This window comes from Bacteroidota bacterium, from assembly GCA_016213405.1.
Lineage (GTDB): Bacteria > Bacteroidota > Bacteroidia > Palsa-948 > Palsa-948 > Palsa-948.
Map to the genome: position 1 here is coordinate 19,837 of JACRAM010000016.1, position 25,915 is coordinate 45,751.

Sequence of the window (25,915 nt, forward strand, 5' to 3'; positions counted from 1 at the left end):
GTTTCTGGTCCCCTATCCGTTCCGAAAAATTATATTCCTCGCCTGAAAGAAAAATACAATAAAGAAATTGTTCCTGCTCTTCAAAAAGAGTTCAATTTCAAGAGCCCGATGCGCGCTCCCCTCCTGAAAAAAATCTCCATCAACCAGGGAGTTGGTGACGCGGTTGCTGACAGAAAAATAATGGATAGCGCATTGAGCGAGATGGCTACTATCACTGGACAAAAACCAGTCGCAACTCTTTCAAAGAAAGATATTTCAAATTTCAAAGTGAGAAAAGGAGTTGCTATTGGCGTAAAAGTTACTTTGCGTTCAAATAATATGTATGAATTTCTTGATCGGTTCATTTCCACCGCCCTGCCCCGAATCCGCGATTTTAAAGGCATCAGCAAAAATGGTTTTGACGGAAGAGGAAATTATACACTCGGCATCACAGAGCAAATTATTTTTCCTGAGATCGATATTGATAAAGTAAATAAAGTTCGTGGAATGGATATCACTTTCGTAACATCAGCAAGAAATAATTCCGAAGCGATGTCTTTGTTAAGAGAGTTTGGAGTTCCGTTCAAAAAAGAAGAAGATGAGATAAAAAAAGGAAGCAAGAAAGAAACAATTTTCGGAACAGTGGCTAAGAAAGATGCTCCTAAAAAAGAAACTAAAAAAGATATTTAATAACATACCTCATGGCTAAAGAATGCATTAAAGCAAGACAAAGAAAACGCGAAGCGCTGGTAGATAAGTATGCCGCCAAGCGTGCAGCTCTTAAAAAAGCAGGCGACTACATTGCACTTAGCAAACTTCCCCGGAACTCTTCAAAAGTAAGATTGCGAAACAGATGCCAGGTGTCAGGAAGAGCACGCGCTTACTCCCGTCAATTCGGAGTTTCACGACTTGTTTTCAGAGACTGGGCTCTCAATGGAAAAATCCCTGGTGTAACAAAATCAAGTTGGTAAAAAAAATAAAATAATAATTATTAATTAAAAGATGGACACAATAGGAAATTATCTAACGCTGGTAAGAAACGCAATCAAAGCGAATCATAGAATTGTTGAGGTTCCGTCTTCTGGACTGAAGAAGGAAATCACAAAAATTCTGAAAGAGAAAGGATACATTCTTGACTATAAAATCGAAGAAAATCCCGTACAGGATAAAATAAAAATTGCACTCAAGTATCATCCCTCAACTAAGCAATCTGCCATCCGCAAGATTCAGCGTGCAAGCAGACCCGGTTTGAGAAAATATTCTTCTGTGGAAGATATGCCCCGTGTATTGAGTGGTCTTGGAATCGCCATCATCTCTACTTCAAAAGGTGTTATGACGGATAAAGAAGCAAAGAAAATAAATGTTGGAGGAGAAGTAATTTGTTACGTGTATTAATAAAATAATTTTTTAGAAAATGTCACGAATAGGAAAACAACCCATCACCATCCCTCAGGGAGTTACTGTAACAGTAAATAAAAGCTCTGTTACGGTGAAAGGAAAAACAGGTGAACTCACTCAGGCAGTGGATCCGGATATCACTGTAAAAATTAAGGACAACCTCGTTGTTCTTGAACGCCCTACTGAGCAGAAACGCCACAAAGCACTGCATGGAATGTATCGCTCGCTTATTGCGAACATGATAAAAGGCACCAGTGAAGGATATAAACTTCAGCAGGAAGTAGTGGGCGTTGGTTTCAAAGCTGCTCATAAAGGACAACAACTGGATCTCGTGGTAGGATTTTCTCACCATGTGGTTCTTGAACTTCCGAAAGAAATAAAACTGGAAACAAAAACTGAAAAAGGAAGCAACCCTACTATCTTTCTTCAATCTGCAGACAAACAATTGCTCGGGCAGGTGGCAGCAAAGATTCGTTCTATCCGCGCGCCTGAACCATACAAAGGAAAAGGTATCAAGTTCACAGGTGAGCAATTAAGAAAGAAAGCAGGAAAAACAGCTGCAACTGCAGCAAAATAATAATTAAAACCCGTAGGATAATATCCAACGGGTTAAACTGAAATTATCATGAGATCAAGAGAGATCAGAAGAGCAAAAATCAAAAAAAGAATCCGCAGCAGGCTGAGCGGCACTAGCTCTCGCCCTCGCCTCACTGTATTCCGCAGCAACAACGAAACATATGCTCAGCTCGTGGATGATTCTACCGGAAAAACAATCACTACTGTTTCCTCTATAGGAAAAAATGATGCGCGTGTGAAAGGTTCGAAATCCGATAAAGCAAAATCTGTTGGCGCAGCGATTGCAAAATGGGCTGTAGGAAAAGGAATTCAGGAAGTGGTGTTTGACAGAAACGGCTATCTCTATCATGGACGAGTTAAAGCGGTGGCTGAAGGCGCACGCGAAGCAGGATTGAAATTCTAAAAATAATGTTCGTTGTTTGTTGTTCGTGGTTGAATAACAAACGACAAACGACAAACTAAAAACAATGTCAAAAGAAAACGTAAAACGGGTTAAGTCAAGCGAGATAGAATTAAAAGATCGTCTCGTTGCCATCAACCGCGTTGTAAAAACCACAAAGGGAGGACGCACATTTTCTTTCTCAGCAATTGTTGTTGTTGGAAACGGTAAAGGTGTTGTAGGTTATGGTCTTGGCAAATCCCGCGAGGTGACTGATTCAATTTCAAAAGGGGTTGATGACGCAAAGAAAAATTTATTGAAAGTTCCGATCATCAAAGGAACTGTTCCACATCTTCAATATGGAAAGTATGGCGGATCAAGAGTATTTCTCAAACCCGCTTCTCACGGAACAGGAGTTATTGCAGGTGGTGCCATGCGCGCTGTGCTTGAGAGCGCGGGCATTACAGACGTGCTTGCAAAATCACAGGGCTCATCAAATCCTCACAATGTGGTGAAAGCAACTATGGATGCTCTTTTAAAAATGAGAGACCCTATCACTGTTGCACAAAACCGCGGTGTGTCACTTAAAAAAGTTTTTGAAGGCTAAACAAAATGCAGATTCAAACGGATAAAAAAAAACAAAATTCAAACGGATGAAATCCGTATGCATCGGCTGTTAAAAATCCGTTTGCATCCAAAATAAAAAGAAAATGGAACTACATAATTTAAAACCGGCAAGAGGCTCTGTAAAAGCAAATGTTAAGCGTAAAGGGCGCGGACAAGGTTCAGGTAAAGGCGGAACTTCTACAAAAGGTCATAAAGGTCAGCAGTCGGATAGCGGCTACAATATGAGACGCGGTCACGAAGGAGGGCAGATGCCTTTGCAAAGGCGTTTGGCTAAGTTTGGTTTCACTAATCTTTTCCGAAGAGAGTTTCACGGAGTTAATCTTCATACACTTCAGCGTTTAGTTGATGAAAAGAAAGTAAGTTCGTTCGACATTCAAACATATATTACTAACGGATTGGTTTCAAAAAGCCAGCGCGTGAAAATTCTAGGCACCGGAGAACTGAAATCAAAAGTAGATGTGAAAGCGCATGCTTTCTCTGCAGCGGCAAAATCAGCAATAGAAGCAAAAGGTGGTAAAATAGAAGTGGTGAAGGCATAAAAGCCCCACCCTGCCCACCCCATAAGGGAGGGAAAAAGTAAAATGAAACAGAAAACAAAAAATAAAGTCCAGCAAGTTCTCCCTAACGGGGAGGATTCCCGCCTGCCGGACGGGCAGGTAGGAGGGGCTCTTTTTCTATGAGGAATCTGATACAGACCATAAAAAATATTTTCGCAATTGAAGATTTGCGCTCACGGATCTTCTATACGCTCGGATTCATTCTGATATACAGATTGGGTTCTTACGTGATGCTTCCTGGCGTGAATGCGGCAGCACTTCATTCAAAAGGCAGCGCAGAAGGGCTGGCTGGACTAATAAACATGTTTGCGGGCGGTGCTTTTGCACGCGCTTCTGTTTTCGCACTCGGTATAATGCCTTATATTTCTGCATCCATCGTTGTGCAATTATTGGGCATGGCATTTCCGTACTTCCAGCGCATGCAGAAAGAAGGTGAAAGCGGAAGAAGAAAAATGAACCAATATACCCGCTTCCTCACAGTAATCATTACTGCACTTCAGGCACCGGGATATCTTTCTTCACAATTAACAAGTTACGCGGGTGTAGTTGCAAATCCAAATCAATTATGGTGGATAACTTCTGTGATCATTCTTATTGCCGGAACTATTTTCGTAATGTGGCTCGGAGAAAGAATTACAGACCGCGGACTTGGAAACGGAATTTCCCTGATTATCATGGTTGGAATTCTTGCCGACCTCCCTTTTGCATTTGTTTCTGAATTTGCTTCGCGTATGGAAGCAAAAGGTGGCGGACTCATTATGATGCTTCTTGAAATCGTATTCTTACTCTTCATTATTATAGGATGTATTCTCCTCGTTCAGGGAACCAGAAAGATTCCGGTACAGTTCGCAAAAAAAATTGTTGGCAACCGGCAATATGGCGGAGTTCGCCAATATATCCCGTTAAAAGTAAATGCTGCAGGTGTTATGCCAATCATCTTTGCACAGGCAATCATGTTCATTCCAATTACTATTGCAGGATTCGCAGCATCTGACAAACTCAGCGGAGTGATTGGTACACTTTCCAATCATAATGGCTTTACTTACAATTTAATTTTTGCATTACTCATAATAGTATTTACTTATTTCTATACTGCAATCATGGTAAATCCAACTCAAATGGCGGATGACATGAAACGCAACGGTGGATTTATTCCCGGAGTGAAACCGGGAAAACAAACTGCGAGTTTTATTGATGATGTAATGTCAAAAATCACTTTGCCCGGCTCTATCTTTCTTGCTTTAGTGGCCATTATGCCTGCAGTATCAAGACAAACTTTTGGCGTATCTGATATGTTTGCACGCTTTTTCGGAGGAACATCGCTTTTGATTATGGTGGGTGTTATGCTGGATACGCTTCAGCAGATTGAAAGTCATTTATTGATGCGCCACTATGATGGATTGATGAAGTCGGGAAGAATAAAAGGAAGAACTTCAATGAGTATGGCGACTGCGTAATGGGAAAGATATATTTAAAGACTGATGAGGAAATAGAATTGATTCGCGAAAGTTGTTTGTTGGTTTCGAGAACGATTGCAGAAGTTGAGAAGAATATAAAAGAAGGAATAAGCACGATTGAGTTAGATAAGATTGCGGAAACGTTCATAAGAGATAATGGCGCAGCGCCAGCGTTCAAAGGTTACAGAAAGGAACGATTGGTTTTTGATTATACGCTTTGCGTTTCGGTAAACGAACAAGTGGTTCATGGAATGCCGGGCAGTTACGTTCTTAAAAATGGTGATATAGTATCGGTAGATTGCGGAGTTCTTAAAAATGGATTCTACGGAGATTCGGCTTACACTTTTTATGTAGGAGAAATCAGCGAAGAAGCAAAGCAACTGATGATAGTAACGAAAGAATCTCTGTACAAAGGAATCGAAAACGCTGTGGCAGGAAAAAGAATCGGAGACATCAGCAGCGCAGTGGAAGAACACGTAAGCAAGTATGGATATGGAATTGTTCGGGAATTAGTAGGGCACGGAATCGGAAGAAGTTTGCATGAAGCGCCAGAAGTTCCGAACTACGGAAAACGCGGAAGCGGAGTGAAAATGGAAGAAGGATTAGTGTTAGCAATTGAGCCGATGATAAATTTAGGAAAGCGAGATGTGAAAACTGAGAGGGATGGATGGACAGTATCAACCATTGACAGAAAACCATCCGTACACTTTGAACATACGATTGCAGTAAGAAAAAACAATGCAGAATTATTGACAACTTTTGAATATATAAAACAAGAAGTAAAACTAAAAACAGAAGCAGTATAAAGAAAATATGGCAAAGCAGTCGTTGATTGAACAGGATGGAACCATTACAGAAGCGCTTTCAAATGCCATGTTTCGTGTTAAACTGGAAAACGGACACATCATCACTGCGCATATTTCCGGCAAGATGCGGATGCACTACATCAAGCTTCTTCCCGGAGATAAAGTAAAACTGGAAATGTCGCCCTATGATTTAACAAAAGGAAGAATAACTTTTAGATATAAATAATACTATGAGAATCAGAACATCCATCAAAAAAAGAGGCGTTGACGACAAGATTGTCCGCAGAAAAGGCAAACTGTATGTCATCAATAAAAAAAATCCGAAACACAAACAACGACAAGGATAAATAAAACAACAATGGTTAATGTAAGATGGCTAATGTCTAATGGCAATACATCAACCATCAACCATCAACCATTAACCATTTAAACACATGGCACGTATATCAGGAATTGACCTTCCAAAAAACAAACGCGGTGAAATTGGCCTTACCTATATTTATGGTATTGGCAGAAGTTCTGCAAACAGAATTTTGAAAGAAGCTGGCGTGGATAAGAACAAAAAAGTTCAGGACTGGAACGATTCAGACCTCAACAAAATCCGCAGCATCATTACAGATAAATTCAAAGTGGAAGGCTCACTTCGTTCAGAAACGCAATTAAACATAAAGCGTTTGATTGATATCGGAACTTACAGAGGAATGCGCCACCGTTCTGGCGCTCCTGTTCGCGGACAGCGCACACGTTCCAATGCACGTACAAGAAAAGGAAGACGTAAAACAATTGCAAACAAGAAAATGGCTCCTTCTAAAGGATAAAAAATAAGTCAGGAGTTAGGAGCAGGGAGTTCGTAGAAATACACTCCGAACTCCAGACTCCCCTACTCCAAACTAAAAAAACATGGCTGAAGAAAAAAAACCACAACAGGACAAAGCACAAGGTAGCGCAGAAGCTACCGGCAAACCGGTTAAAGCGAAAAAGAGAACCGTAAAAGTTGACGCTATCGGTGAAGCGCATATCAATGCAACTTTCAATAACATAATTATTACACTGACAAACCTCAGAGGACAAACAGTTGCATGGTCGTCTGCAGGCAAGATGGGATTCCGCGGTTCAAAGAAAAATACTCCGTATGCAGGACAGGTAGCATCCTCTGACGCTGCACGCGTTGCTTACGAAGCAGGGCTCAGAAAGGTAAAAGTGTATGTGAACGGACCGGGTGGTGGAAGAGAAAGCGCTATACGCGCATTGCACACAAATAAAATTGAGGTTACAGAAATCATTGACATTACTCCTATTCCACACAATGGCTGTCGTCCTCCTAAAAAACGCAGAGTATAAAATTTACAATTCATAATTTATAATTTCAAAAGATGGCACGTTACACAGGACCAAAACAAAGAATCAACAGAAAATTCTTAGAACCGATTCTTGGCGGAAATGGAAAAACACTTGAGAAAAAAGCGTATCCTCCGGGCATGCACGGCATGACAAAAAAAAGAACCAAGAAGTCGGAGTATTCTGTTCAGCTGGCTGAAAAGCAAAAAGCAAAATACACCTATGGTGTGATGGAGCGTCAGTTTGAAAACACATTCATCCGCGCAGCACGCGCAAAGGGTGTAACAGGAGAAGTGCTTTTGCAGCTTCTTGAATCCCGGCTCGACAATATTGTTTACAGAATGGGCATTGCTCCTACCCGCAGGGCTGGGCGACAGTTTGTTTCTCATAAGCATATCACTGTCAACGGGAATGTTGTTAACATTCCTTCCTATACGGTGAAACCAGGCGATATGATTGGAGTGCGCGAGCGCTCTAAAGATATGGACCCGATAAGAAATTCTTTGTCAAGTGGAAATACAAAATTCCAGTGGCTGGAATTTGACCGAAATACAATGCAGGGGAAATTTATGGCACTGCCCGAACGGTCGCAGATTCCTGAAAATATCAAAGAACAATTAATTGTGGAATTGTATTCCAAGTAATCATAAACAAGAACAAACTAAATCTATATAACTATGGCAATCTTAACATTTCAGAAACCCGATAAAGTGATCATGATTCACTCAACAGACACAGAAGGTCAGTTTGAATTTCGTCCGCTTGAGCCGGGCTACGGAGTCACGGTGGGCAACACGCTCCGCAGAATTCTTCTCTCTTCTTTGGAAGGACATGCCATTACAGGCATCCGCATCGAAGGAGTTGATCACGAATTTTCCACCATCAAAGGAATTGTGGAAGATGTAACTGAAATCGTTCTTAACCTGAAACAGGTTCGTTTCAAAAAACAAATTGAAGGAGTTGACACAGAAAAAGTAACCATCTCCCTCAATGGAAAAGATGAATTCACCGCTGGCGATATCGCAAAAGGAACTTCAGCTTTTCAGGTTCTGAATCCAGATCTCGTTATCTGCACGATGGAAAGCAATGTGAAAGCGAAAATTGAAATCACCATTGACAAAGGGCGCGGATATGTTCCTGCAGAAGAAAACAAGCCGCTGAACGCACCTGTCGGATACATTCCGATTGATGCCATCTTCACTCCTATCCGCCATGTAAAATATACGATTGAGAATTTTCGCGTTGAACAGAAAACCGATTATGAAAAACTTATTCTGGATATAAAGAGTGATGGAAGCATTCATCCGAAAGAAGCCTTGAAAGAAGCGGCTAAGATTCTAATCCACCACTTCATGCTCTTCTCAGATGAGAAAATAACTCTTGATACGGAAGATAAAGCCAAAGAGCAGGACTTTGACGAACACGCACTTCACATCCGTCAGCTTTTGAAAACAAAACTGGTTGATATGGATTTGTCTGTTCGCGCGCTCAACTGCCTGAAAGCAGCAGACGTTGAAACGCTTGCTGATCTTGTTTCTTATAACAAAATGGATCTTTTGAAATTTCGCAACTTCGGAAAAAAATCTCTTGCCGAACTGGAAGAATTGGTAGCTAACAAAGGACTTAACTTCGGAATGGACGTTGCCAAATACGGATTCATGAAAGAAAGGGGAGCATTAAACTAATAACAGGTTTCCGGTCTACGGTCTACAGTCTATGGTTAGTGGCTGTTAAACCGTAAACCAAAAACCGTAAACTGTAAACCGAAAATGAGACACGGAAAAAAAATAAATCACCTTTCGCGAAAATCGCAGCACAGGCATGCTCTGCTGTCGAATATGGCGACTGCGCTGATTACGCACAAGCGCATCAATACTACGCTGGCGAAAGCAAAAGCGCTCAAGAAATATTTTGAGCCCATCATCACGCGTGCAAAAAGCGATACTACCCATGCACGCAGAATGGTATTTCGTAAATTGCAAAACAAAGAAGCGGTGATTGCACTCTTCCGCGATGTCGCTCCAAAGGTGGGAGAACGCCATGGAGGATACACACGCATTCTAAAAACAGAATTCCGTACAGGAGATAATGCCAGCATGTGCCTGATTGAACTCGTTGACTTTAACGAAAACATGCTCAAGGCAGCAAGTGTAAAAGCAGTTCCTGCAAAGAAAACACGCAGAAGCCGTGCCGGAAAGAAAAAGGAAGAAGTGCCTGCGGCAGAGAACACTGCTTCAGAATCAACCGACACAACTAACACAGAAGAACAGAAAAGTGAATAATTTTTTATTAAAACTTTCCTGATATAAATAAGGATGAAGTAAATTTGCTTCATCCTTTTTTTATGGGCTCGTCTGGATTTAAAATCCAGACCAACAACAATATGAAATACAAAACAAAAAAACCCGCCATTCTTCTGCTTCAAGACGGAAAAGTGTTTCACGGAAATGCTGCAGGGAAGACCGGAACTGCTACCGGTGAACTCTGCTTCAACACGGGCATGACCGGCTATCAGGAAATTTTTACTGATCCCTCCTACTTCGGACAATTATTGGTTACTACACATGTGCACATAGGTAATTACGGAATCAGCGCAAGCGAAGTGGAATCTGAAAACGTAAAGATCAGCGGACTCATATGTAAAAATTTTAATGTAATGTATTCGCGCAAAGACGCCATTGAATCCATACAGGATTATTTTGAAGAACAACATGTAGTTGCTATTTCGGATGTTGACACCCGCGCGATTGTGAGATACATACGAAGCAAGGGAGCGATGAACGCGGTTATATCATCAGAGATAACCGACATTAAGGAACTGAAAAAAATATTGGATAAAGTGCCTTCAATGGAAGGATTAGAACTTTCATCAAAAGTTTCTACCAAGAAGCCATACGCAATCGGAAATCAAAACGCCAAATACAAAGTGGCAGCGCTCGACCTTGGCGTGAAGAAAAATATTCTCCGTTGCTTGAACGAACGTGATTGCTATGTGCAGGTTTTCCCTATGGGAACAAAAGCAATGGAGATATTAAAATCAAAACCCGATGGATTGTTCATCTCTAACGGACCGGGCGATCCTGCCGCCATGCCGAATGTGGTTGACACCGTAAGCGAATTAATTGAAAGCAATATCCCTATGTTCGGAATTTGTTTGGGGCACCAGATCATCGCACAGACAAACGGAATAAAAACTTACAAGATGTTTAACGGACACAGGGGAATTAATCATCCGGTAAAAAATCTTATCACAGGCAAAGATGAAATCACTTCCCAAAACCACGGTTTTGCAGTGGATGACAAGGAAGCAAAGAAAAACAAGGAGATTGAAATCACCCACTTCAATTTAAACGATAACACCATTGAAGGGCTGCGCATGAAACACAAGCCCGTGTTTTGCGTGCAATACCACCCCGAAGCTTCTGCAGGTCCGCATGACTCCCGCTATTTGTTTGATGATTTTATTAGCATGATGGCTGAGAAAAAATCTGCAGAGAAGAAGTTTAAGAATAAGATAGAGGTATAAACTTCAATGAAAACAACCTCCATTTTCATTTTATCTTTTCTCTTTATTTCATCTTTTTCCTTTTCACAAAACGCTGACATCAACCTTCTCCACTCCATCAATTCAAATAACACTGCTTGCTGGGACAATACAAATAAGATTTTTTCACAGAGCATGACACCTGTGAGCATTGTCACACCTGCAACTCTTTTTCTAGTTGGCGTATTCAATCATGACAGCATCTCGAAAAGAAACTCTTATGTAATGGGCGCTTCTCTGGTTGCTTCGGGAATAATCACTGTCGGAATGAAATATTCTTTCAACCGCAAACGCCCGTTTGTAACTTATCCTGATTTAATTACCAAGAAAAGCAAGGCAGGAAGTCCTTCGTTTCCATCTGGGCACACCTCCTCTGCATTCGCCACAGCCACTTCTCTTTCGCTGATGTATCCTAAATGGTATGTGATTGCTCCTTCTTTTTTGTGGGCAAGCGCGGTGGGCTATTCAAGAATGGAACTTGGAGTTCATTACCCGAGCGATGTGCTCGTAGGTGCGCTCATCGGCATTGGTTCCTCCTTCCTGATGTATAAGATTGATAAGCGGATGGTGGGAAAGAAATAATTGCTCTATGATTATATTGTTTTATTGCCAAAACATCTGACCTGTAAAAAAAACAATACAACAATAAAACAATATCAGCAATGCGATTGGAATTACTTCATTAAGATAAGTTTCTTACTTACACTTTGGCTGCCTGAAGATATTTTTATAAAATAAATTCCGCCTGGCAAATTCTTTTCTGCAAGGTTCACCAATTCAAGGTGATTGCCATCGCTTTCTTTCTTATCCAAAATATCAGACACTTTTCTTCCTGTTAAATCAAACAATTCTATTTTCACATTCTCAGATTTCTCGATCGAATAAGAAACAAAAACAAATTCATGCGCGGGATTTGGATATACTGTGAATTGTAAATTATAATTTATGAATTCCTGTATTCCGATTTGCGTAACTCCTGCCCGCATACTGTCGCGGTACATCACATTGGTTACAATAGGAAATCCGGCTACTTCGTTCGCGATTATTAACAGAAGGGGAATTTTTTTGCCCTGCCCCAGCCATTTGTATTCATACTGCACGGGAAGTGGAATAGAAAATCCAAAATGAAGAGTGTCAATATAAATCGTGTCTGTTTTGTGAAGAGCTGATTTCACTCTCAGCGTTTGAAAAGTTCCGAAAGGAGTGGTTAATGTTCCCCATCCATCCACCACATTCACTCTTTTTGTCTTTTCACCGTAATAGCCGATGCCGGGAATAGGAAATCCATAGCCGGAAGTGCATGAATCCATATTTCCAAAGTTCATCGGGAAACGGTAAACGGTATCGGGAGGATTGTAAAAAAATGGTGCCGGAAACCCACCCACTGTTTGCCCGTATCCCATCTGACGGTAAGATGAAGAACTGTTCTTAAAAAAATCAACGCGGTTGGTCGTATCAATTTTATTCGTCTTATATCCATAGGTGGAGATAAAAGGAAAAATCGGATAACCCGATGATGAAGGCGATATAAAATGTTCCACATCCTGACTGTTAGGAGTAAGAGAAGAAAAGTCCCATGTATAATTTGCTCCCGAAAGATCAGGATCTATTGTGCCGATAGTATTGGTAATGCTTACACGCAATGTATCGTTTACACTCGGCATATCTGATTGCGTGATGGTAATCTGCCCATGTAAGATGGCAGAAGGCAAAAGGCAGATGGAGAGAAAAAGTAAAAAATTTTTCATGGATGATAGTTTTGTTTTTGTACAATAAATCAACTGCATGATAGTTACTGATTGAGTGTGTAAATATAAGAATCCAAACCTATTCACTTACCCTTTTTTCCTATTTTTGAAATAAACATGAAAACAATGAGTAAATGTGTAAATGTGCAAATGAAGAATGTATTTATATTGGCATTCATCAGCATATCCGCACATCTGTTAATCGGCACATTTGCTTTTTCTCAGGACAAAGACCTCATTCAGTTTTCAGGAGTAATTGTAGAAAATGACAGCCTGAAGCCCGTTCCGTTCACTAAGGTGATTATCAAAAGCTCCGGCAGAGGCACTCTTGCCGACTTCTATGGATATTTTTCATTTGTTGCGCAGAAAAAAGATACCATCATCTTTTCAGGAATCGGTTATAAAAAATCTCAGTTCATTATTCCCGACACGCTATCGGGAAATAAATATTCATTGATACAGGTTTTGCATTTTGATACGATTCTTCTGAAAGAAACTATTATTTATCCGTGGCCCACGCGCGAACAGTTTAAAGAAGTTTTCCTGAACATGAAAGTTCCTGATGATGACCTTGCACGCGCCAAAAAAAACCTGGACAGGGAAGAAATGAAAGAGCAATACGAGAATATGGGAATGGATGGAAGCATGAATTACAAAGCCAGCCAGCAACAGTATCAAAGCCGTTTGTACTGGGCAGGGCAATATCCTCCGAACAACCTGCTGAACCCGTTTGCCTGGGCACAGTTTGTAAAAATGTGGCGGGAAGGAAAACTGAAAATAAAACCAGGGAATGAAGATAAAGAAAAGTAAGGAGCCCATCCTAAATCCTTCCCCAAGGGAAGGACTTTTTATATACATTTTTTTTCTTCTATTACTTTTCCCATCCATTGGGGAGGGGCAAGGGGTGGGCACCACTGCCACTCTCTACGGAAAAATAACAGACAAAGAAGGTAATCCGATCTCTGAAGCAAGAGTTTCTGTAGCAAATACAAAAATAGTTACAGCAACAAATGAAAAAGGAGATTACGAACTCAGCGTGCCTGCCGGCACAAACATAACGATAGAATTTTCTCATGTTAGTTTCGGAATCAAGTTGAAGACGGTCAAACTTTCTGCAGGAGAAAAAGCAAAAGCAGATGTTTCGGTTGACAATTTAAAAACACTCGACACCTTTGTGGTGGAAGATAAAATCAACCGCTCTAATTTCATCCAGATAATTCCGACCAAAGATATTTATGTGCAAACGGGCGCTTCGCAGGATTTTAATACAATAATTTTCACTCAACTCGGAGTTCAGCAGAGCAATGAACTCAGTTCTGTGTATTCCGTTCGCGGAGGAAACTTTGACGAGAATTTAGTTTATGTGAACGACATTGAAGTGTATCGCCCCTTTCTCACGCATAGCGGACAGCAGGAAGGATTAAGCTTTGTGAATTCAGATATGGTTTCGTCCATCAATTTTTCTTCGGGCGGATTTGAGGCGCGCTACGGAGATAAAATGTCATCCGTGCTTGACATACGCTACACCAAGCCCAGAGAGTTTGCCGGGAGCGTTTCAGGCGGTTTGCTGGGCGGCTCTATGCATCTGGAAGGCGCTTCTAAAGACAAACGCTTCACCTATCTGCTGGGCGTTCGCGAGAAATCAAATTCATATCTGCTGAAATCGCTGGACACAAAAGGAGAATACAAACCTTTGTTCTACGATGTTCAGTCTTACATCACGTTTAATCCCACCAACGAATGGGAACATGGTTTTCTTTTCAATGTGGCGCGGAATAAATACCGCACGATTCCGCAGACAAGAAAATCATCTTTCGGAACGGTGAATGAAGCGCTTCAGCTTAACGTTTACTTTGATGGTCAGGAGATTGATAACTATCAAACTATGATGGGTGCATTTACAAGCGCTTATCGTCCGTATGGAAAAGACCTCACACTGAAATTCATCACATCGGCTTTCAAGACAAAAGAAAGCGAAACGTTTGATCTGCTCGGGCAATATGAATTGAACGAACTTGAAAATGATTTCGGAAAAGATAACTTCGGACAATCTGCCTTCAACATCGGCACAGGTGGATTTCTGAATCACGCGAGGAATTATTTAGACGCATCGGTTTATAATTTCGAGCACAAGGGAAATAAAACATGGAAGAATGGAAGTGCGGAAGAATGGAAGGATGGAAAAAAGAAATCCACCCAACCTTCCAACATTCCAACATTCCATTCCCGTGAACTCTGGTGGGGGGCAAAGTATCAGCACGAAATCATTAACGACAAACTCAGCGAATGGACGTTGATTGATTCCGCGGGATATTCTCTTCCCAACGGTTCTGATTCTGCCGGATACACCAACCCCAACGCGCAGCCCTATGAATATCTGGATGTGAATGAAGTCATCAAATCAAAAAATAATCTTTCAAGCAATCGCTATTCAGGATACATTCAGCAGGCGTGGAGTTGGGAAACAAAAGACACAAGCGAACTTACCATTACTGCCGGAGTACGCGCCAATTACTGGGACTTGAATAAACAATTGCTCCTTAGCCCGCGAACAACACTTTCATTCAAGCCGAAATGGAAACGCGATGTATTGTTCAAAGCATCTTCCGGATATTATTACCAGCCGCCTTTCTACAGGGAACTACGCGACTTTCAGGGAAACCTTCACACCGATCTGAAAGCGCAGCAGTCCATTCATTTTGTTTTAGGAACAGATATAAATTACATGGCGTGGGGGCGACCGTTCAAATTTATTTCTGAACTGTATTACAAAAGGTTTGACAATTTAATTCCGTATGAAGTGGATAACGTGCGCCTGCGCTACTATGCCGCAAACAGCGCGAAGGGTTACGCAACAGGAGTTGATTTTAAAGTGAACGGAGAATTTGTGAAAGGAATTGATTCATGGGCAAGTTTGTCTGTGATGAAAACAATGGAAGACATCAAGACCGATTATTACTACATCTACCTCAACAGCGATGGCGATACAATTATTCCGGGCTACTCAAGTAATGCTGTTCACTCCGACAGCATTCGCGTTGAGCCGGGCTACATTCCCCGCCCGATGGATCAGCGCGTAACGTTCAGCTTGTTCTTTCAGGATTACCTGCCCAATCTGCCGCGATGCAAAATGCACATGAATCTTCTCTTCGGAACCGGATTGCCGTTTGGTCCTCCAAGCTTTGAACGCTACAAAGATGTTTTAAGAATGCCGCCTTACCGCAGAGTGGATATTGGGTTTTCGTATGAAGTAAAAAGAAAGCCCCACCCTTCCCTCCCCATCGGGGAGGAACAAGGTGTGGAAGCCCCTCCTCATGGGAGGGGTTGGGGGTGGGCTTCGGTTTGGTTTTCGTTAGAAGTGTACAACCTGCTTGCCGTAAACAATGTTGTTTCTTATTTTTGGGTGCGCGATGTAAGCGGAAGGCAATACGCGGTGCCCAACTATCTCTCCAACCGTTTGCTGAATGCACGGGTGATGATTAAGTTTTAATTTTTTTTATTGCACTATTTTTACTACCCATTTTCTGAAATCAAAATAAAAAGTAATTTTGTTTGGTTTACCAACTATTTACGCTCAATCAATAAAATTAAAATCAAATGAAAAAAAATTTACTCCTTTCATTTTGCATCTCTGCATTGACTATCACTTCCATTAATGCACAAACATGGACACCGGCAGGAACCTGGGTGAACAGTTCTATCGAATGTTTAAAGTCCTTCAATGGAAAACTTTTCGTTGGAGGAAATTTCACAGGAGTAGGCACTAATACATGGAACTGCAACTTTAACGCACAATGGGATGGAAGCACGCTTACTCCCTATTATGATGCAAATCTTGGCGGTCTTGATTTCAATTGCTTTGAGATACATAATTCCACACTTTATGTCGGAGGAGCGTTTAACATCGGCTCCTTTGGTCCAAAAGAAGTTGCTGTATGGGATGGAACTTCATGGGATGATCCAACGGGTGCCTATCAGCTAAATTCAAATGTGTATGCCATGGCTTCTTTCGGAGGAAAACTTTACATGGGCGGTTATTTCACTACTTATAATTCTGTTAATTATAATCATGTTGCCAGCAACAGCGGCAGCGGATACTCAACTGTTGGCAGCGGGTTTGATGCAACCGTAATGGCGCTTGCAGTTTATAATGGGGCGCTGTATGCAGGTGGCGGTTTCACAAATTCAGGTACTACAGCTGTCAATCATATTGCTAAGTGGAACGGAACTTCCTGGCAGCAAGTCGGCACAGGTGTTAACGGAACAGTTTCAGGAATGGCAGTCATGGGAACTGATTTATATGTAATTGGCTCATTCACACTGGCAGGTTCAACAACAGTAAAAGATATTGCAAAGTGGAACGGCACCATATGGTCAGATGTTGGCGGTGGTCTTTCAGGAGGATTCAACGGAATACGCGCTGTGATATCGTACAATAACTACCTCTATGTGGGTGGTGACTTTACAACTGCCGGAAGCATCAGCGCAAAAAATGTTGCGGCATGGAACGGCAGTTCCTGGTTTGCCCTCGGAAACGGCATCACCAATTCTGTGAACGCTCTTGAAATCTACAATAACGCTCTTTATGCAGGTCCCTTCTCTTTTGCCAATGACACCAATTACGTGTGGAAATTTTCATCTCTTGCCGGGGTGAACGAAACAACGGCTGAGAAAGGGTTTACGGTGAATGCTTCTTATAATTCTTACTCAAATGCCATTCAGCTAAACATTGAAAGCGAAATGTACAGCAAGTTTTCTTTTATGCTTTATGACATGCTTGGAAAAAATGTTGCGAATGCCGATGTAGTCACCGGAGCAAATGCAATAAATATTGGCTTCACGCCAAACGGAATTTACAATTGTGAGGTTTCTTCTGAAAAAGGAAAAAGCACTACAAAGGTTTTTGTTTTGAAACAGTAATTTTATTTGATGCAATCAGATTTTCAGTCCTAGAAAAAATCACTTCATCCCCTTCCTCACCGCGCCTTTCATGTTGGCGTACTTGATAGAAATTTCCAAGCCGCTTGCAGATTTTTTTACTTCACCGTAAGAAGAAACATTAAAGTCATACGAGAGCCCGATGCCGTAATCAGAAAATTCAAAATACACCTGCGGGCTGATGGCGTCTTTCAGGCGGTAATACACACCGGCAGAGAAAGCCGATTCGGTGTAAAAGGCGGTTACTTTTGTTCCCTGGTTTATTTTATACCTGAGAAGCGTTCCTATGTTTAATTCAGTAGCGGGACCCTGCATCATAAAAATGGCGGAAGGAACAACGCCCACTTTGGTTCCGGGAAAATCATAGCGGAAAGATGCATGAGCGATTAATTTTCCGTAAAGGTTTTCTTTATCACCGCTGTGAAACCTTTGAAGCGGCATGGTGGCATGAAAAAAAGCCGCGCCCAGATCAAACCGCACAATGTCTTTTCCAGCCAGCGTTCCGTTTTGATTAGAATATTCATAGTTAGCGCCTGTTCCCATATCGAAATAGGAAAAGTTGCGCTTATATAATTCATTGGAGGACATGCTTGGGTCGTAATTGTGCCCGTTATACTGGTTGGGCCATTGAATGCTTGAAACATTCAAGCTGCGCTGAACAAAACCAAACTGCATTCCTAAAGAGAACTTGCTTGTTTTATTCATTGGCAGAATTGCCGACACGGAAAGGTTTCCCTGCGTGGTGCCGAACTGAGAATCGCCTGCTTTGTCAGAAAACAGATAAGCGCCCGCTCCAATGTATCCGCCATTCTTTTTTTTCATCTCTATTGGCGCGTCAAACGAACCCATGAAAGTGCTGTAGGGTTTTCCCATAGCGGGCCACTGGTTGCGGTAATTAATAATTCCGCGGTAGTAACCATCGTACAACCCTGTGAGCGCGGGATCAATTAAAAGAGGAGTTTCAGAAAGCTGCGCGAAGTGAATATCCTGCGTTTTTGCTTCGAAGAAGGTGAAGAGTAATATGATTGAAAAAAGTTTTTGCACTATCCTTGTCGAATAAGTTAATTAAGTTGATTGGGTTAACTAAGTTAATTGAGTAACAGCCATATTTAACTATTTAACAAATTAACTCAATCAACCATTTTACCTAATAACAGTTAAGTTGCCTGACTTGCTGGTAATTTTTCCTTTGCTGTCGGAAGCTGTAAACTTATAGGCATACACGCCTGACTGAACGGGTTTTCCGTTTTGCGTTCCATCCCATCCGATTGTTTGGTCTTTGGTTTCAAAAACAATTTGCCCCCATCGGTTGTACACCACAAAATGCAAGTCCTTGACATCGGCTCCGAAAATAAAGAGCATGTCGTTATTGTTATCTCCGTTGGGAGAAAACCCGGTAGGCACATACACATCGGGACAATCGCCCGACAAAAATACCGTTACAGAATCAACACCAAAACAGTTGGGCGCATTTGAAACAACCAGCGTATACGAAGTGGTTGCCGTGGGAGTTGCTATGGGATTTGAACAGGTAGCGCAGCTAAGTCCTATCGCTGGCGACCAGGTGTATCCTGTTCCGCCCGATGCCGAAAGCTGTGCGGTTTCAGTTGAACAAATGGTAGTATTCGCGCTTACGCTCGGAGTTGGCGGCTGAGTTACGCTAACCGTTACAGCGCCCGTGCCGTTGATGCAGTTTCCGCCCGATGCATTTACAGAATAAGTGGTGGTTGCGGTTGGGGAGGCAACAGGACTTGCGCAGGTGGTGCAGCTTAAACCCGCAGGCGGGCTCCACATAAAATTAGTTCCTCCATTTACATTCAATGTGGTAGAACTGCCAACGCAAACTGTAGGAACGGAAGCCGTCACCGTTGGCGCTCCTGGCGTAGTCATATTGATAGTGATGCTGGAGGTTCCAACAGCGCATGAGCCGGCAACAACAACGGTATACGTGGTGGCGATGGTTGGTGTTGCTACAGGGTTCGCACAAGTGGTGCAGCTTAATCCGGTGGCAGGGCTCCATGTAAAACTTGTGCCGCTGCTCACAGAAAGAACGGTTGAATCTCCGGGGCAAATGGTAGAATCCGTTGCGGTAACAACGGGAGCAGAAGTTCCTGATGTGAAATACGCGATGATGCTGTCGGTCATTGTTAAGTTAACGCTGACGGCAGTATCATTAATGCTTGGCGTTGGTGTATGATTTTGAAATTCCCAATGGTCAAAACAATAAGGAGAATTAGGGCGGGCTACAAAATTCATATTCACTCCGCCAGGATAAGTTGCTGACCAAACGAATGATGAAACATTGATTGAATTGACATCAACCGTTCCGGCTCCGGCAGGAACCACATTTAGTTTTATCGGGTAGGGTCCTGTTGTTCCGTTGCAAGGAGCAAAATTATTTACCACAGTAGTGCATCGGGTGAGAATAAAATTCCGTAAGTCCTGAACGTTCTGCTGCCACTGGGAATAACTTCCGCCTGATCCATTCCACCTTGTTATTTGCGCGGGCATTTCGGGGTTAATCACATTTACCATGCTGTCGAGAATAGTAATCATTCGTGTGCAACTCAAACCTGTATTCAGTAAATCAAAATACCGCATCACATAATATTGCTTGAAAGTTGGATTTTGCAAAAGCGCGTTCAGAATCGGAACATGTCCTTGTCCACCGGGATCTCCAAGATTTTGCGGAGCACAGGGATCAGCAGTTGGGGTTGTGTTTCCAACACCTGTGTAGTCAATATAGTGATCAAAAGTTGCATCTTCATCCCAAAGTCCATAGCGCCATTTCTTTTTACTTGCATTAACATGTTTTCCCCTCCACCACTCCGTGTTCCAGTTCAGCCAATCAGATGTTACGCAAAGCGAATTCAGGATAACATAATCAGACAAACTTTTCACGCTGTATACACTATCCACATAATTATAGTTTGCCGGAATAGCCATGTTGTTGGTTGTGATGAAATTCGCAAGGGCATTCCATTCGTTTTGTGCAGTTGCTCCACCATATTCAGACCAGGTTCCGCCCCATGTTTTCAGAAACTGCAATGAATCCTGATCAGGAGTAGTAGAATACCATGAATCAGAATTGTGATAGTAATCCAAAAAGTCAGCATCGTCCACTTTTTCCCTCGTGTCATATACTCCCCAGTAGTTTCCGTTCACATACAAAACGCTGGGTGCCCAGGTGCGCTCGTCCATGTGGAGTTTTGCTTTTTGAGAAAGCGTGTGAACATATTGGTCGCGGATGTGGCAGCTGCCTAATTGAGAAGCGGGTCCCCATGCATAGGGATTGCCGGTTGTTTCAAAAGGATAATTGTCTCCTGCGGATGCCTTGAGTATGATACGCTGAAATTCTGTGCGGGGTTTTGAATTAAAAATCTGATGCTGAAGCGCATAATTATAACCATACTCATCCCTTGAAATAAAATCAATGCCCCTCTGCGGATATGACCACGAATCATTTCCGTGTTTGTTGGATTCTCCAAAAGATTCTGTTTTGAAAGTTCCGCTTGCATCGAAATATTCCAAGCCAACTGTGGGAGTAATCTGGTTGCCGCCAAGCAAAGTAGCAATCTGATCTCCAAAAATTGAAATCACTTCAATCGTATGAGCGGAATTGATAAAGTAAGTATTGCTTTCTACAAAGCTCGCGGGAATGGTTGCCGTTGAAGAAAATGCTTTTGCACGCAAAACTTTTGTTGTAGAAATTGCTACGGGTGACGAATAAATTGTTGATGTAGCAATCGGAGTTGTTCCATTGGTCGTATAGCGAATAGTGATGTTCGGGTCGGGAGAACTAATGGTAACATTTTGCGTTGCGGCATAAAATCCTGCCGCCACGCTCATGGTTGGTCTGGTTGCATATTCCTGATAAGGGTTTGTATTGGATGCGCCCGGAGTTGGAGTCAGAAACACGCTCCATGCGGCTGCTCCATTGGTTGTTCTTCCTCTTGAATGCCCTGCATGCGCAGGTTTCAGCGTGAGAGAATCAATGATGGTTCCGGCAGCGTCTGCCAGCACAATTGCTTCGGGCTTGCACTGGGTGAGTTTGAAATTGGTGTGCATGAAACCGGAATTAAAATTTCTTCCCGATGCCCATACTCTCACAAATCCGTTCGCAGAAATGCTCACCGTTCCGAATGTCCATTTAGTTGGATTGGTTTTCTTATCGCTGAGATGCCAGCCGGTGAGACTAACAGCCGAGCCGGTTGTATTGTAAAGTTCAATCCAATCTTCATAGCCGCCAAAGTTATCGGCAAAGGAATTTATATTGGAACAGGAATACTCGTTGATGACCACTTGGGCATGGCAGATGTAAGAGGGCAGAGGGCAGAGGGAAAGAAAAACAATTAATACACTATAAATTTTTGAGCGGAGAATACTCATGGTGATGGTGCAGATGTTATATGAGAAGACGTGACTTTTCAAAAAAGGTTGCTTTATCAGGAAAGTTTTTTAGGTATAAGTAAGGTATAAGGCATTTTATGGTATTTCCCTTATACCTCTATTTCCTTATACCCTTTACCTTTTCCTTTGGCGAGGACGAAGGTAGATAATATATATTGCTCTGTCAATAGGTAAAGGAACATTTTTTAATGAGGGGGTGTTCATATCAAAGCAGGGTAAATTGTAACCTTTAACAACTTTCCATCGTCTAACTCCCAAATCTGGTTTTATGACAGATAGAAAGCAATCAGATTCAATACAAAAACACAGAGTTATGTCTTTCTTCTCTTTCCTTTCCGACAATTACGAGTTGAGCCCGTTTGTTCTTCCAAAGAAAAAACCTGCTGACGACTCGCTCAACAATGATGAAATGAAAATGCTGCAGGAACTCATTCTTGAAAAAGATTTTTACGAGATAAACTCCCTCATCCGCAAGAAGTATTCGGTGAAGTAGAAATTATTTCTTCTTTTTTTTTATTGGGGTCTGCCTTTTTTAACTCCGCACTTTAGTGCGGAGCACAGCATATCAAAACAAGTAGGGCTTTAGCCGCAATGCACTCAAACTCTTACATAAGGGCATCTCTAAAATCTATTTTGAATGATGAACATTTGAACATTTGAACAGCGAACATTCGAAGTTTACTTCTGATTTCGTAATTCAAATGTTCAATTATTCTATTGTTCACCCCGTTGGATTCACCCCGTAGGTCGGACAACCAACGGGGCAAGTATCCTACGGGGTTCATGAGTTTTTAGAGGTTCCCATAAGACATTGATTTTCTTTTTTCAGGGCTAAAGCCCTTTAATTATTGCTTGCTATTTCCCCATGCTAAAGCATGGGGTTAGTTATATCCTCACACCTATCACCAGCACGTCATCAATCCCGCTGGAAGCCGCAGCGGGATTTCTTATAACATATTAAAGGCACATTACTTTTTCGCTATATCCTCACACCTATCACCAGCACGTCATCAATCTGCTCCAGGTCGCCTTTCCAGTCGCGGAAGGTTTTGTCAATCACTTCTTCCTGCTCTTTCATGGAGAGGTGGCGTATGCTGAGGAAGAGTTTCTGAAACTGCCGGCTCATGAATTTTTTTCCGCCCGGTCCGCCAAACTGGTCGCAGTAGCCATCAGAGAAAATATAAAACGCATCGCCTTTGTTCAGAAATATCTGGTGGTTGCTGAATCTTTTTGTATCGCCCGTCAGCATTCCGCCTATGGAGTTTTTATCCGCCCTCACCTCTTCCACTTCGCTGGCGCCTTTGCGCACAAGGTATAAATTACGGAAAGCTCCAGCAAACTGAAGCTCGCATTCCGCGCTTTGAATACCGAGCGAACAGAGGGCGATATCCATGCCGTCTTTGTTCTCTGAACTTTCCATATCCTGCTTGAGCGCGCCCCGTATTCCCGCTTCAAGATGGTTGAGCACTTCGGAGGGAGAAGTGATTCCTTTTTCAATGATGATTTGGTTCAGCATGTCATGACCAATCATGCTCATGAACGCGCCCGGCACTCCGTGACCGGTGCAGTCGGCAACCCCGAGCATTATTTTATTATTTTTTTCAGCGAAGAAATAAAAATCACCGCTCACAATATCCTTGGGCTTGTAATATACGAACGACTGCGTGAGCGCCCTGTACACATCGCTGATGTTGGGCAGGATTGCCTGCTGAATGCGCTTGGCGTAGCTGATGCTGTCGCGTATGTCTTTGTAAGCCACTTCCAGCTTCTGATTTTTTTCTTCTATCTGGTGAAACGCTTTTTCAATCTCTTTGTTTGCGCTCTGCAATTCCTGCGTGCGCTGGTCAACCAGCGCCTGCAGTTTTTTTTCTTTTTCCTTCAGATCGTTAAAGATGGTGGCGTTCTGCTTTCTGAATCTTCCTATGAGAATTTTCATAATGCCCTGCGCCACATCTTTGTGCTTCTGAAGTATCTTATAAAAATCTTCCTGCTCAAGAACAAACAGCGTGGTGTCGGCAATGGCGGTGATGGAAGCAGAGCGGGGCTCGGTATCGAGCAATGATACTTCTCCGAAAAAATTGCCTTCGCCCAGTTCGGCAATGGTGTAAATGTCATCGTGCACTTTCACGCGCCCGCTGTGTATGATGTACATGCTTTTGCCGATGTCGCCCTTTTGAATAATGATCTGCCCCGATTTCACCACCAGCGTTTTTGTCATGGAAGCAATGCCGGAAAGAATTTCGTCAGAGGTGCCGCTGAAAATGGAAAGAGCTTTAAGTGTGAGGATTTTTTCGTCAGCAGGAAGCGCTGTCATGCTCTCTTCCATAATTGTTTTATGTTTCCTCTTGCCGAGCATTTCTTTCATTTCGGCTATGTACTGCTGTTTTCTCGCTTCCCGCAGTTGGTTTGCCGACCGGGTGAAATACTTCTGCTTTTTCATGAATGCCAGTTGCTCTTCGTACCACTGAAGCAGTGTTTTGGCTTTGCCGTATTCCGCCCATTCCCTGCGAAGCGTGTAGGAGATGCTGTAAAAATCTTCCCTGCCGAGATAATCAAGGTCGGCATCGCAAATGATTCTCTCCAGCTGGTTTTTCGGATTGTAGGGAAGCGAAGTGGAAAGAATGAGTTTGGATACATTCGTTATCTGCACACCCGAATACCCGAAAGAGGTCAGCGTGTCACAGGCGAGCTTTACGCCCAGGTGTTCATTGTCGTAATACTGATAAATGAATCCGGCATCGTGATACATGGCGGTTGTTTTCAGAATGACAATCTCCTCTTCGCCCATATTTTCCATTCTTGCTATGCGCTCAACGGCATCGCGCACATCAAGGGTGTGGTGCAAACCATGATAATGCAGGTTGGCAGGCAATTCCTTCTGGAACTTACCTATAATGAATTTTTCTGCTTCTGAATAATGCATGAATCGGTAATCGGTAATCGGTAATCGGTAATCGGTAATCGGCTGTTACGAATAACAAATAACGATTAACGGTTAACTGCTTCAGTGTGAACTACGAAAATAAAAATAATAGTGCTTGGGGGAAAAAGAAATCCCAAGTACCAAGCACCAAATTCCAAGGAACAGCCAATGTTGTATTTCTTGGGACTTGGAATTTGGAATTTGGAACTTCTGCATTCAGTGGAAAAGGTTTTTTTATTGACGAAAGTATGCCTCAGGTCAGAATATTAACGTGAGTTACGCAGAAAAGCAATTAATCCCGTAGGATAATCTGTTCGTTACAAGTTTAGGTCTACAACAATCATATCCAACGGGGTTAACCGCAGAGAACACAGAGAAAACAACACGCGGAGAGCCGCAGAAAAAATGCAATCTTGTATTCTCAGCGGTTCTCTGCGTAAAACCTCAGCGAACTCTGCGGTTGGGTTTCCATCCCTTCGGGAAAAAATGTATTTGCGTAACATCAGTTATTAACTCACCACACCGTTAACCGTATTGCCCCAGTCGCCTGTTTCTCCGCGGGTATTCAGGTAGCGTGCGCGGTAATAAGCGGTGGCTTTCAACTGAGCATCGGTAAAATGCGCGGTGTATAAAAATTTTCCGGTATGAACCAGCGTGTGCCAGTCGCTCTCTTGCGGAAAAGGGGCAGGCGCAGGAGTTTGTTCAGCAGGCACGGGCACCGGAACAGGCACCGTTTTAGGCACGCCTTCATCGCTTACAGCTATTTGTATTTCAGTTTCTCTTACTCCTTTTGGTTTTGCCTGCGTGTGCGGATTAGCGGGGTCGGTGATTTTCAGAATGTGTTTGAGGTGCATCATTTTGTCAATGCTGATGGTTGGCGCGCCTTCGGGAACTGCCACACGCGTAGGATGCGGGTCGCGCAGTTTTAAGCCAAGCACCACGCGGTCTTGCTCGGTGAGCACACTTTGCGGAATATCTTTATAGATACTGCTGAGCAATGTTTTCCATTGCTTGATCATCGTGTCAGTATTTTTAACAACGGTTTTTGTTTTTTTGTCAGGGTCAATGTATTTTGCCCATAGCGCATCCCACAGGGGTTTCAGGGTATTAACGGCTGTTAAGTTGGCGCCTGAAATCTGAAGGCGCGCTGCGTTGGCGTTCAGATACGGGCAAACAAGTTGAATGTAATCATTGAACTTGGCGCGGGTGGTTGGATAGGGTCCTCCTGGCATAGT

Annotated in this window: 28 protein-coding genes; 23 read left to right on the forward strand and 5 right to left on the reverse strand. The window is 42.6% G+C overall.

Annotated features, from left to right (window positions below; all coding sequences use genetic code 11):
- Positions 1–33 precede the first annotated feature (33 nt).
- The 18 genes from rplE (at position 34) to HY841_02170 (ending at position 11,243) form a co-directional block, all read left to right on the forward strand.
- Entirely contained in the window at positions 34–669 is a 636-nt protein-coding gene (gene rplE / locus HY841_02085) for a 50S ribosomal protein L5 (protein MBI4929523.1), read from the forward strand.
- A gap of 11 nt (positions 670–680) precedes the next feature.
- The gene (gene rpsN, locus HY841_02090; GenBank protein ID MBI4929524.1) at positions 681–950 is read left to right on the forward strand and encodes a 30S ribosomal protein S14; all 270 of its coding nucleotides are present in this window, start codon (positions 681–683) and stop codon (positions 948–950) included.
- Between the two features lie 31 nt (positions 951–981).
- Complete coding sequence (gene rpsH / locus HY841_02095) at positions 982–1,374, forward strand: 30S ribosomal protein S8 (protein ID MBI4929525.1); 393 nt, start codon at positions 982–984, stop codon at positions 1,372–1,374.
- Positions 1,375–1,393: 19 nt separating this feature from the next.
- Positions 1,394–1,954: a 50S ribosomal protein L6 gene (rplF, locus tag HY841_02100; protein ID MBI4929526.1), complete on the forward strand. Its 561-nt coding sequence runs from the start codon at positions 1,394–1,396 to the stop codon at positions 1,952–1,954.
- Positions 1,955–2,002: 48 nt separating this feature from the next.
- Positions 2,003–2,356 (forward strand): 50S ribosomal protein L18, encoded by a 354-nt coding sequence (locus tag HY841_02105; GenBank protein MBI4929527.1) that lies wholly within the window; start codon positions 2,003–2,005, stop codon positions 2,354–2,356.
- A gap of 64 nt (positions 2,357–2,420) precedes the next feature.
- Positions 2,421–2,939: a 30S ribosomal protein S5 gene (gene rpsE / locus HY841_02110; GenBank protein ID MBI4929528.1), complete on the forward strand. Its 519-nt coding sequence runs from the start codon at positions 2,421–2,423 to the stop codon at positions 2,937–2,939.
- 103 nt (positions 2,940–3,042) lie between these two features.
- Complete coding sequence (rplO, locus tag HY841_02115; protein MBI4929529.1) at positions 3,043–3,498, forward strand: 50S ribosomal protein L15; 456 nt, start codon at positions 3,043–3,045, stop codon at positions 3,496–3,498.
- A 137-nt stretch (positions 3,499–3,635) separates the two neighbouring features.
- Positions 3,636–4,973, forward strand: coding sequence for a preprotein translocase subunit SecY (gene secY / locus HY841_02120; protein ID MBI4929530.1), 1,338 nt, complete (start codon positions 3,636–3,638; stop codon positions 4,971–4,973).
- Positions 4,973–5,779 carry a type I methionyl aminopeptidase gene (gene map, locus HY841_02125; protein MBI4929531.1) on the forward strand — a complete coding sequence of 269 codons (807 nt, stop codon included), beginning with the start codon at positions 4,973–4,975 and terminating at the stop codon, positions 5,777–5,779. Before secY ends, map begins: the two co-directional genes overlap by 1 nt.
- A gap of 7 nt (positions 5,780–5,786) precedes the next feature.
- Positions 5,787–6,005 carry a translation initiation factor IF-1 gene (gene infA, locus HY841_02130; protein ID MBI4929532.1) on the forward strand — a complete coding sequence of 73 codons (219 nt, stop codon included), beginning with the start codon at positions 5,787–5,789 and terminating at the stop codon, positions 6,003–6,005.
- A gap of 4 nt (positions 6,006–6,009) precedes the next feature.
- A complete protein-coding gene (gene rpmJ / locus HY841_02135) occupies positions 6,010–6,126 on the forward strand; it encodes a 50S ribosomal protein L36 (protein MBI4929533.1) in 117 nt (38 codons plus the stop codon).
- 87 nt (positions 6,127–6,213) lie between these two features.
- Positions 6,214–6,597, forward strand: a complete 384-nt coding sequence (rpsM, locus tag HY841_02140; protein MBI4929534.1) for a 30S ribosomal protein S13 — start codon at positions 6,214–6,216, stop codon at positions 6,595–6,597.
- Positions 6,598–6,679: 82 nt separating this feature from the next.
- A complete protein-coding gene (gene rpsK / locus HY841_02145) occupies positions 6,680–7,120 on the forward strand; it encodes a 30S ribosomal protein S11 (protein MBI4929535.1) in 441 nt (146 codons plus the stop codon).
- Positions 7,121–7,152: 32 nt separating this feature from the next.
- A complete protein-coding gene (gene rpsD, locus HY841_02150; GenBank protein MBI4929536.1) occupies positions 7,153–7,761 on the forward strand; it encodes a 30S ribosomal protein S4 in 609 nt (202 codons plus the stop codon).
- Positions 7,762–7,794: 33 nt separating this feature from the next.
- The gene (locus tag HY841_02155) at positions 7,795–8,802 is read left to right on the forward strand and encodes a DNA-directed RNA polymerase subunit alpha (protein ID MBI4929537.1); all 1,008 of its coding nucleotides are present in this window, start codon (positions 7,795–7,797) and stop codon (positions 8,800–8,802) included.
- Between the two features lie 84 nt (positions 8,803–8,886).
- Positions 8,887–9,399, forward strand: a complete 513-nt coding sequence (gene rplQ / locus HY841_02160) for a 50S ribosomal protein L17 (GenBank protein ID MBI4929538.1) — start codon at positions 8,887–8,889, stop codon at positions 9,397–9,399.
- A gap of 101 nt (positions 9,400–9,500) precedes the next feature.
- Positions 9,501–10,643 carry a glutamine-hydrolyzing carbamoyl-phosphate synthase small subunit gene (gene carA / locus HY841_02165; protein MBI4929539.1) on the forward strand — a complete coding sequence of 381 codons (1,143 nt, stop codon included), beginning with the start codon at positions 9,501–9,503 and terminating at the stop codon, positions 10,641–10,643.
- Positions 10,644–10,649: 6 nt separating this feature from the next.
- Entirely contained in the window at positions 10,650–11,243 is a 594-nt protein-coding gene (locus HY841_02170; protein ID MBI4929540.1) for a phosphatase PAP2 family protein, read from the forward strand.
- 92 nt (positions 11,244–11,335) lie between these two features.
- Here HY841_02170 and HY841_02175 read toward each other — a convergent pair whose 3' ends face one another.
- Positions 11,336–12,409: a T9SS type A sorting domain-containing protein gene (locus HY841_02175; GenBank protein MBI4929541.1), complete on the reverse strand. Its 1,074-nt coding sequence runs from the start codon at positions 12,407–12,409 to the stop codon at positions 11,336–11,338.
- A gap of 150 nt (positions 12,410–12,559) precedes the next feature.
- Here HY841_02175 and HY841_02180 point away from each other — a divergent pair, with 150 nt between their 5' ends.
- The 3 genes from HY841_02180 to HY841_02190 all read left to right on the forward strand — a co-directional run bounded on the left by HY841_02180 (position 12,560) and on the right by HY841_02190 (position 17,329).
- Positions 12,560–13,219 carry a carboxypeptidase-like regulatory domain-containing protein gene (locus HY841_02180; protein ID MBI4929542.1) on the forward strand — a complete coding sequence of 220 codons (660 nt, stop codon included), beginning with the start codon at positions 12,560–12,562 and terminating at the stop codon, positions 13,217–13,219.
- Positions 13,200–15,899 (forward strand): carboxypeptidase-like regulatory domain-containing protein, encoded by a 2,700-nt coding sequence (locus HY841_02185; GenBank protein MBI4929543.1) that lies wholly within the window; start codon positions 13,200–13,202, stop codon positions 15,897–15,899. Before HY841_02180 ends, HY841_02185 begins: the two co-directional genes overlap by 20 nt.
- Positions 15,900–16,006: 107 nt before the next feature.
- Complete coding sequence (locus HY841_02190) at positions 16,007–17,329, forward strand: T9SS type A sorting domain-containing protein (protein ID MBI4929544.1); 1,323 nt, start codon at positions 16,007–16,009, stop codon at positions 17,327–17,329.
- A gap of 39 nt (positions 17,330–17,368) precedes the next feature.
- On the opposite strand, the gene HY841_02195 is transcribed toward HY841_02190, so the two are convergent.
- Together HY841_02195 and HY841_02200 are read right to left on the reverse strand one after the other, a co-directional pair.
- Positions 17,369–18,391: a PorP/SprF family type IX secretion system membrane protein gene (locus HY841_02195; GenBank protein MBI4929545.1), complete on the reverse strand. Its 1,023-nt coding sequence runs from the start codon at positions 18,389–18,391 to the stop codon at positions 17,369–17,371.
- Between the two features lie 99 nt (positions 18,392–18,490).
- Positions 18,491–21,778 carry a CotH kinase family protein gene (locus HY841_02200; protein MBI4929546.1) on the reverse strand — a complete coding sequence of 1,096 codons (3,288 nt, stop codon included), beginning with the start codon at positions 21,776–21,778 and terminating at the stop codon, positions 18,491–18,493.
- Positions 21,779–22,070: 292 nt separating this feature from the next.
- On the opposite strand from HY841_02200, the gene HY841_02205 reads away from it, so the two are divergent.
- Positions 22,071–22,250 carry a hypothetical protein gene (locus HY841_02205; GenBank protein ID MBI4929547.1) on the forward strand — a complete coding sequence of 60 codons (180 nt, stop codon included), beginning with the start codon at positions 22,071–22,073 and terminating at the stop codon, positions 22,248–22,250.
- A 486-nt stretch (positions 22,251–22,736) separates the two neighbouring features.
- On the opposite strand, the gene HY841_02210 is transcribed toward HY841_02205, so the two are convergent.
- Complete coding sequence (locus HY841_02210) at positions 22,737–24,680, reverse strand: cyclic nucleotide-binding domain-containing protein (GenBank protein MBI4929548.1); 1,944 nt, start codon at positions 24,678–24,680, stop codon at positions 22,737–22,739.
- Between the two features lie 86 nt (positions 24,681–24,766).
- On the opposite strand from HY841_02210, the gene HY841_02215 reads away from it, so the two are divergent.
- Positions 24,767–24,955 carry a hypothetical protein gene (locus HY841_02215; protein MBI4929549.1) on the forward strand — a complete coding sequence of 63 codons (189 nt, stop codon included), beginning with the start codon at positions 24,767–24,769 and terminating at the stop codon, positions 24,953–24,955.
- A 234-nt stretch (positions 24,956–25,189) separates the two neighbouring features.
- On the opposite strand, the gene HY841_02220 is transcribed toward HY841_02215, so the two are convergent.
- Positions 25,190–25,912 carry a hypothetical protein gene (locus tag HY841_02220; protein MBI4929550.1) on the reverse strand — a complete coding sequence of 241 codons (723 nt, stop codon included), beginning with the start codon at positions 25,910–25,912 and terminating at the stop codon, positions 25,190–25,192.
- Positions 25,913–25,915 lie beyond the last annotated feature (3 nt).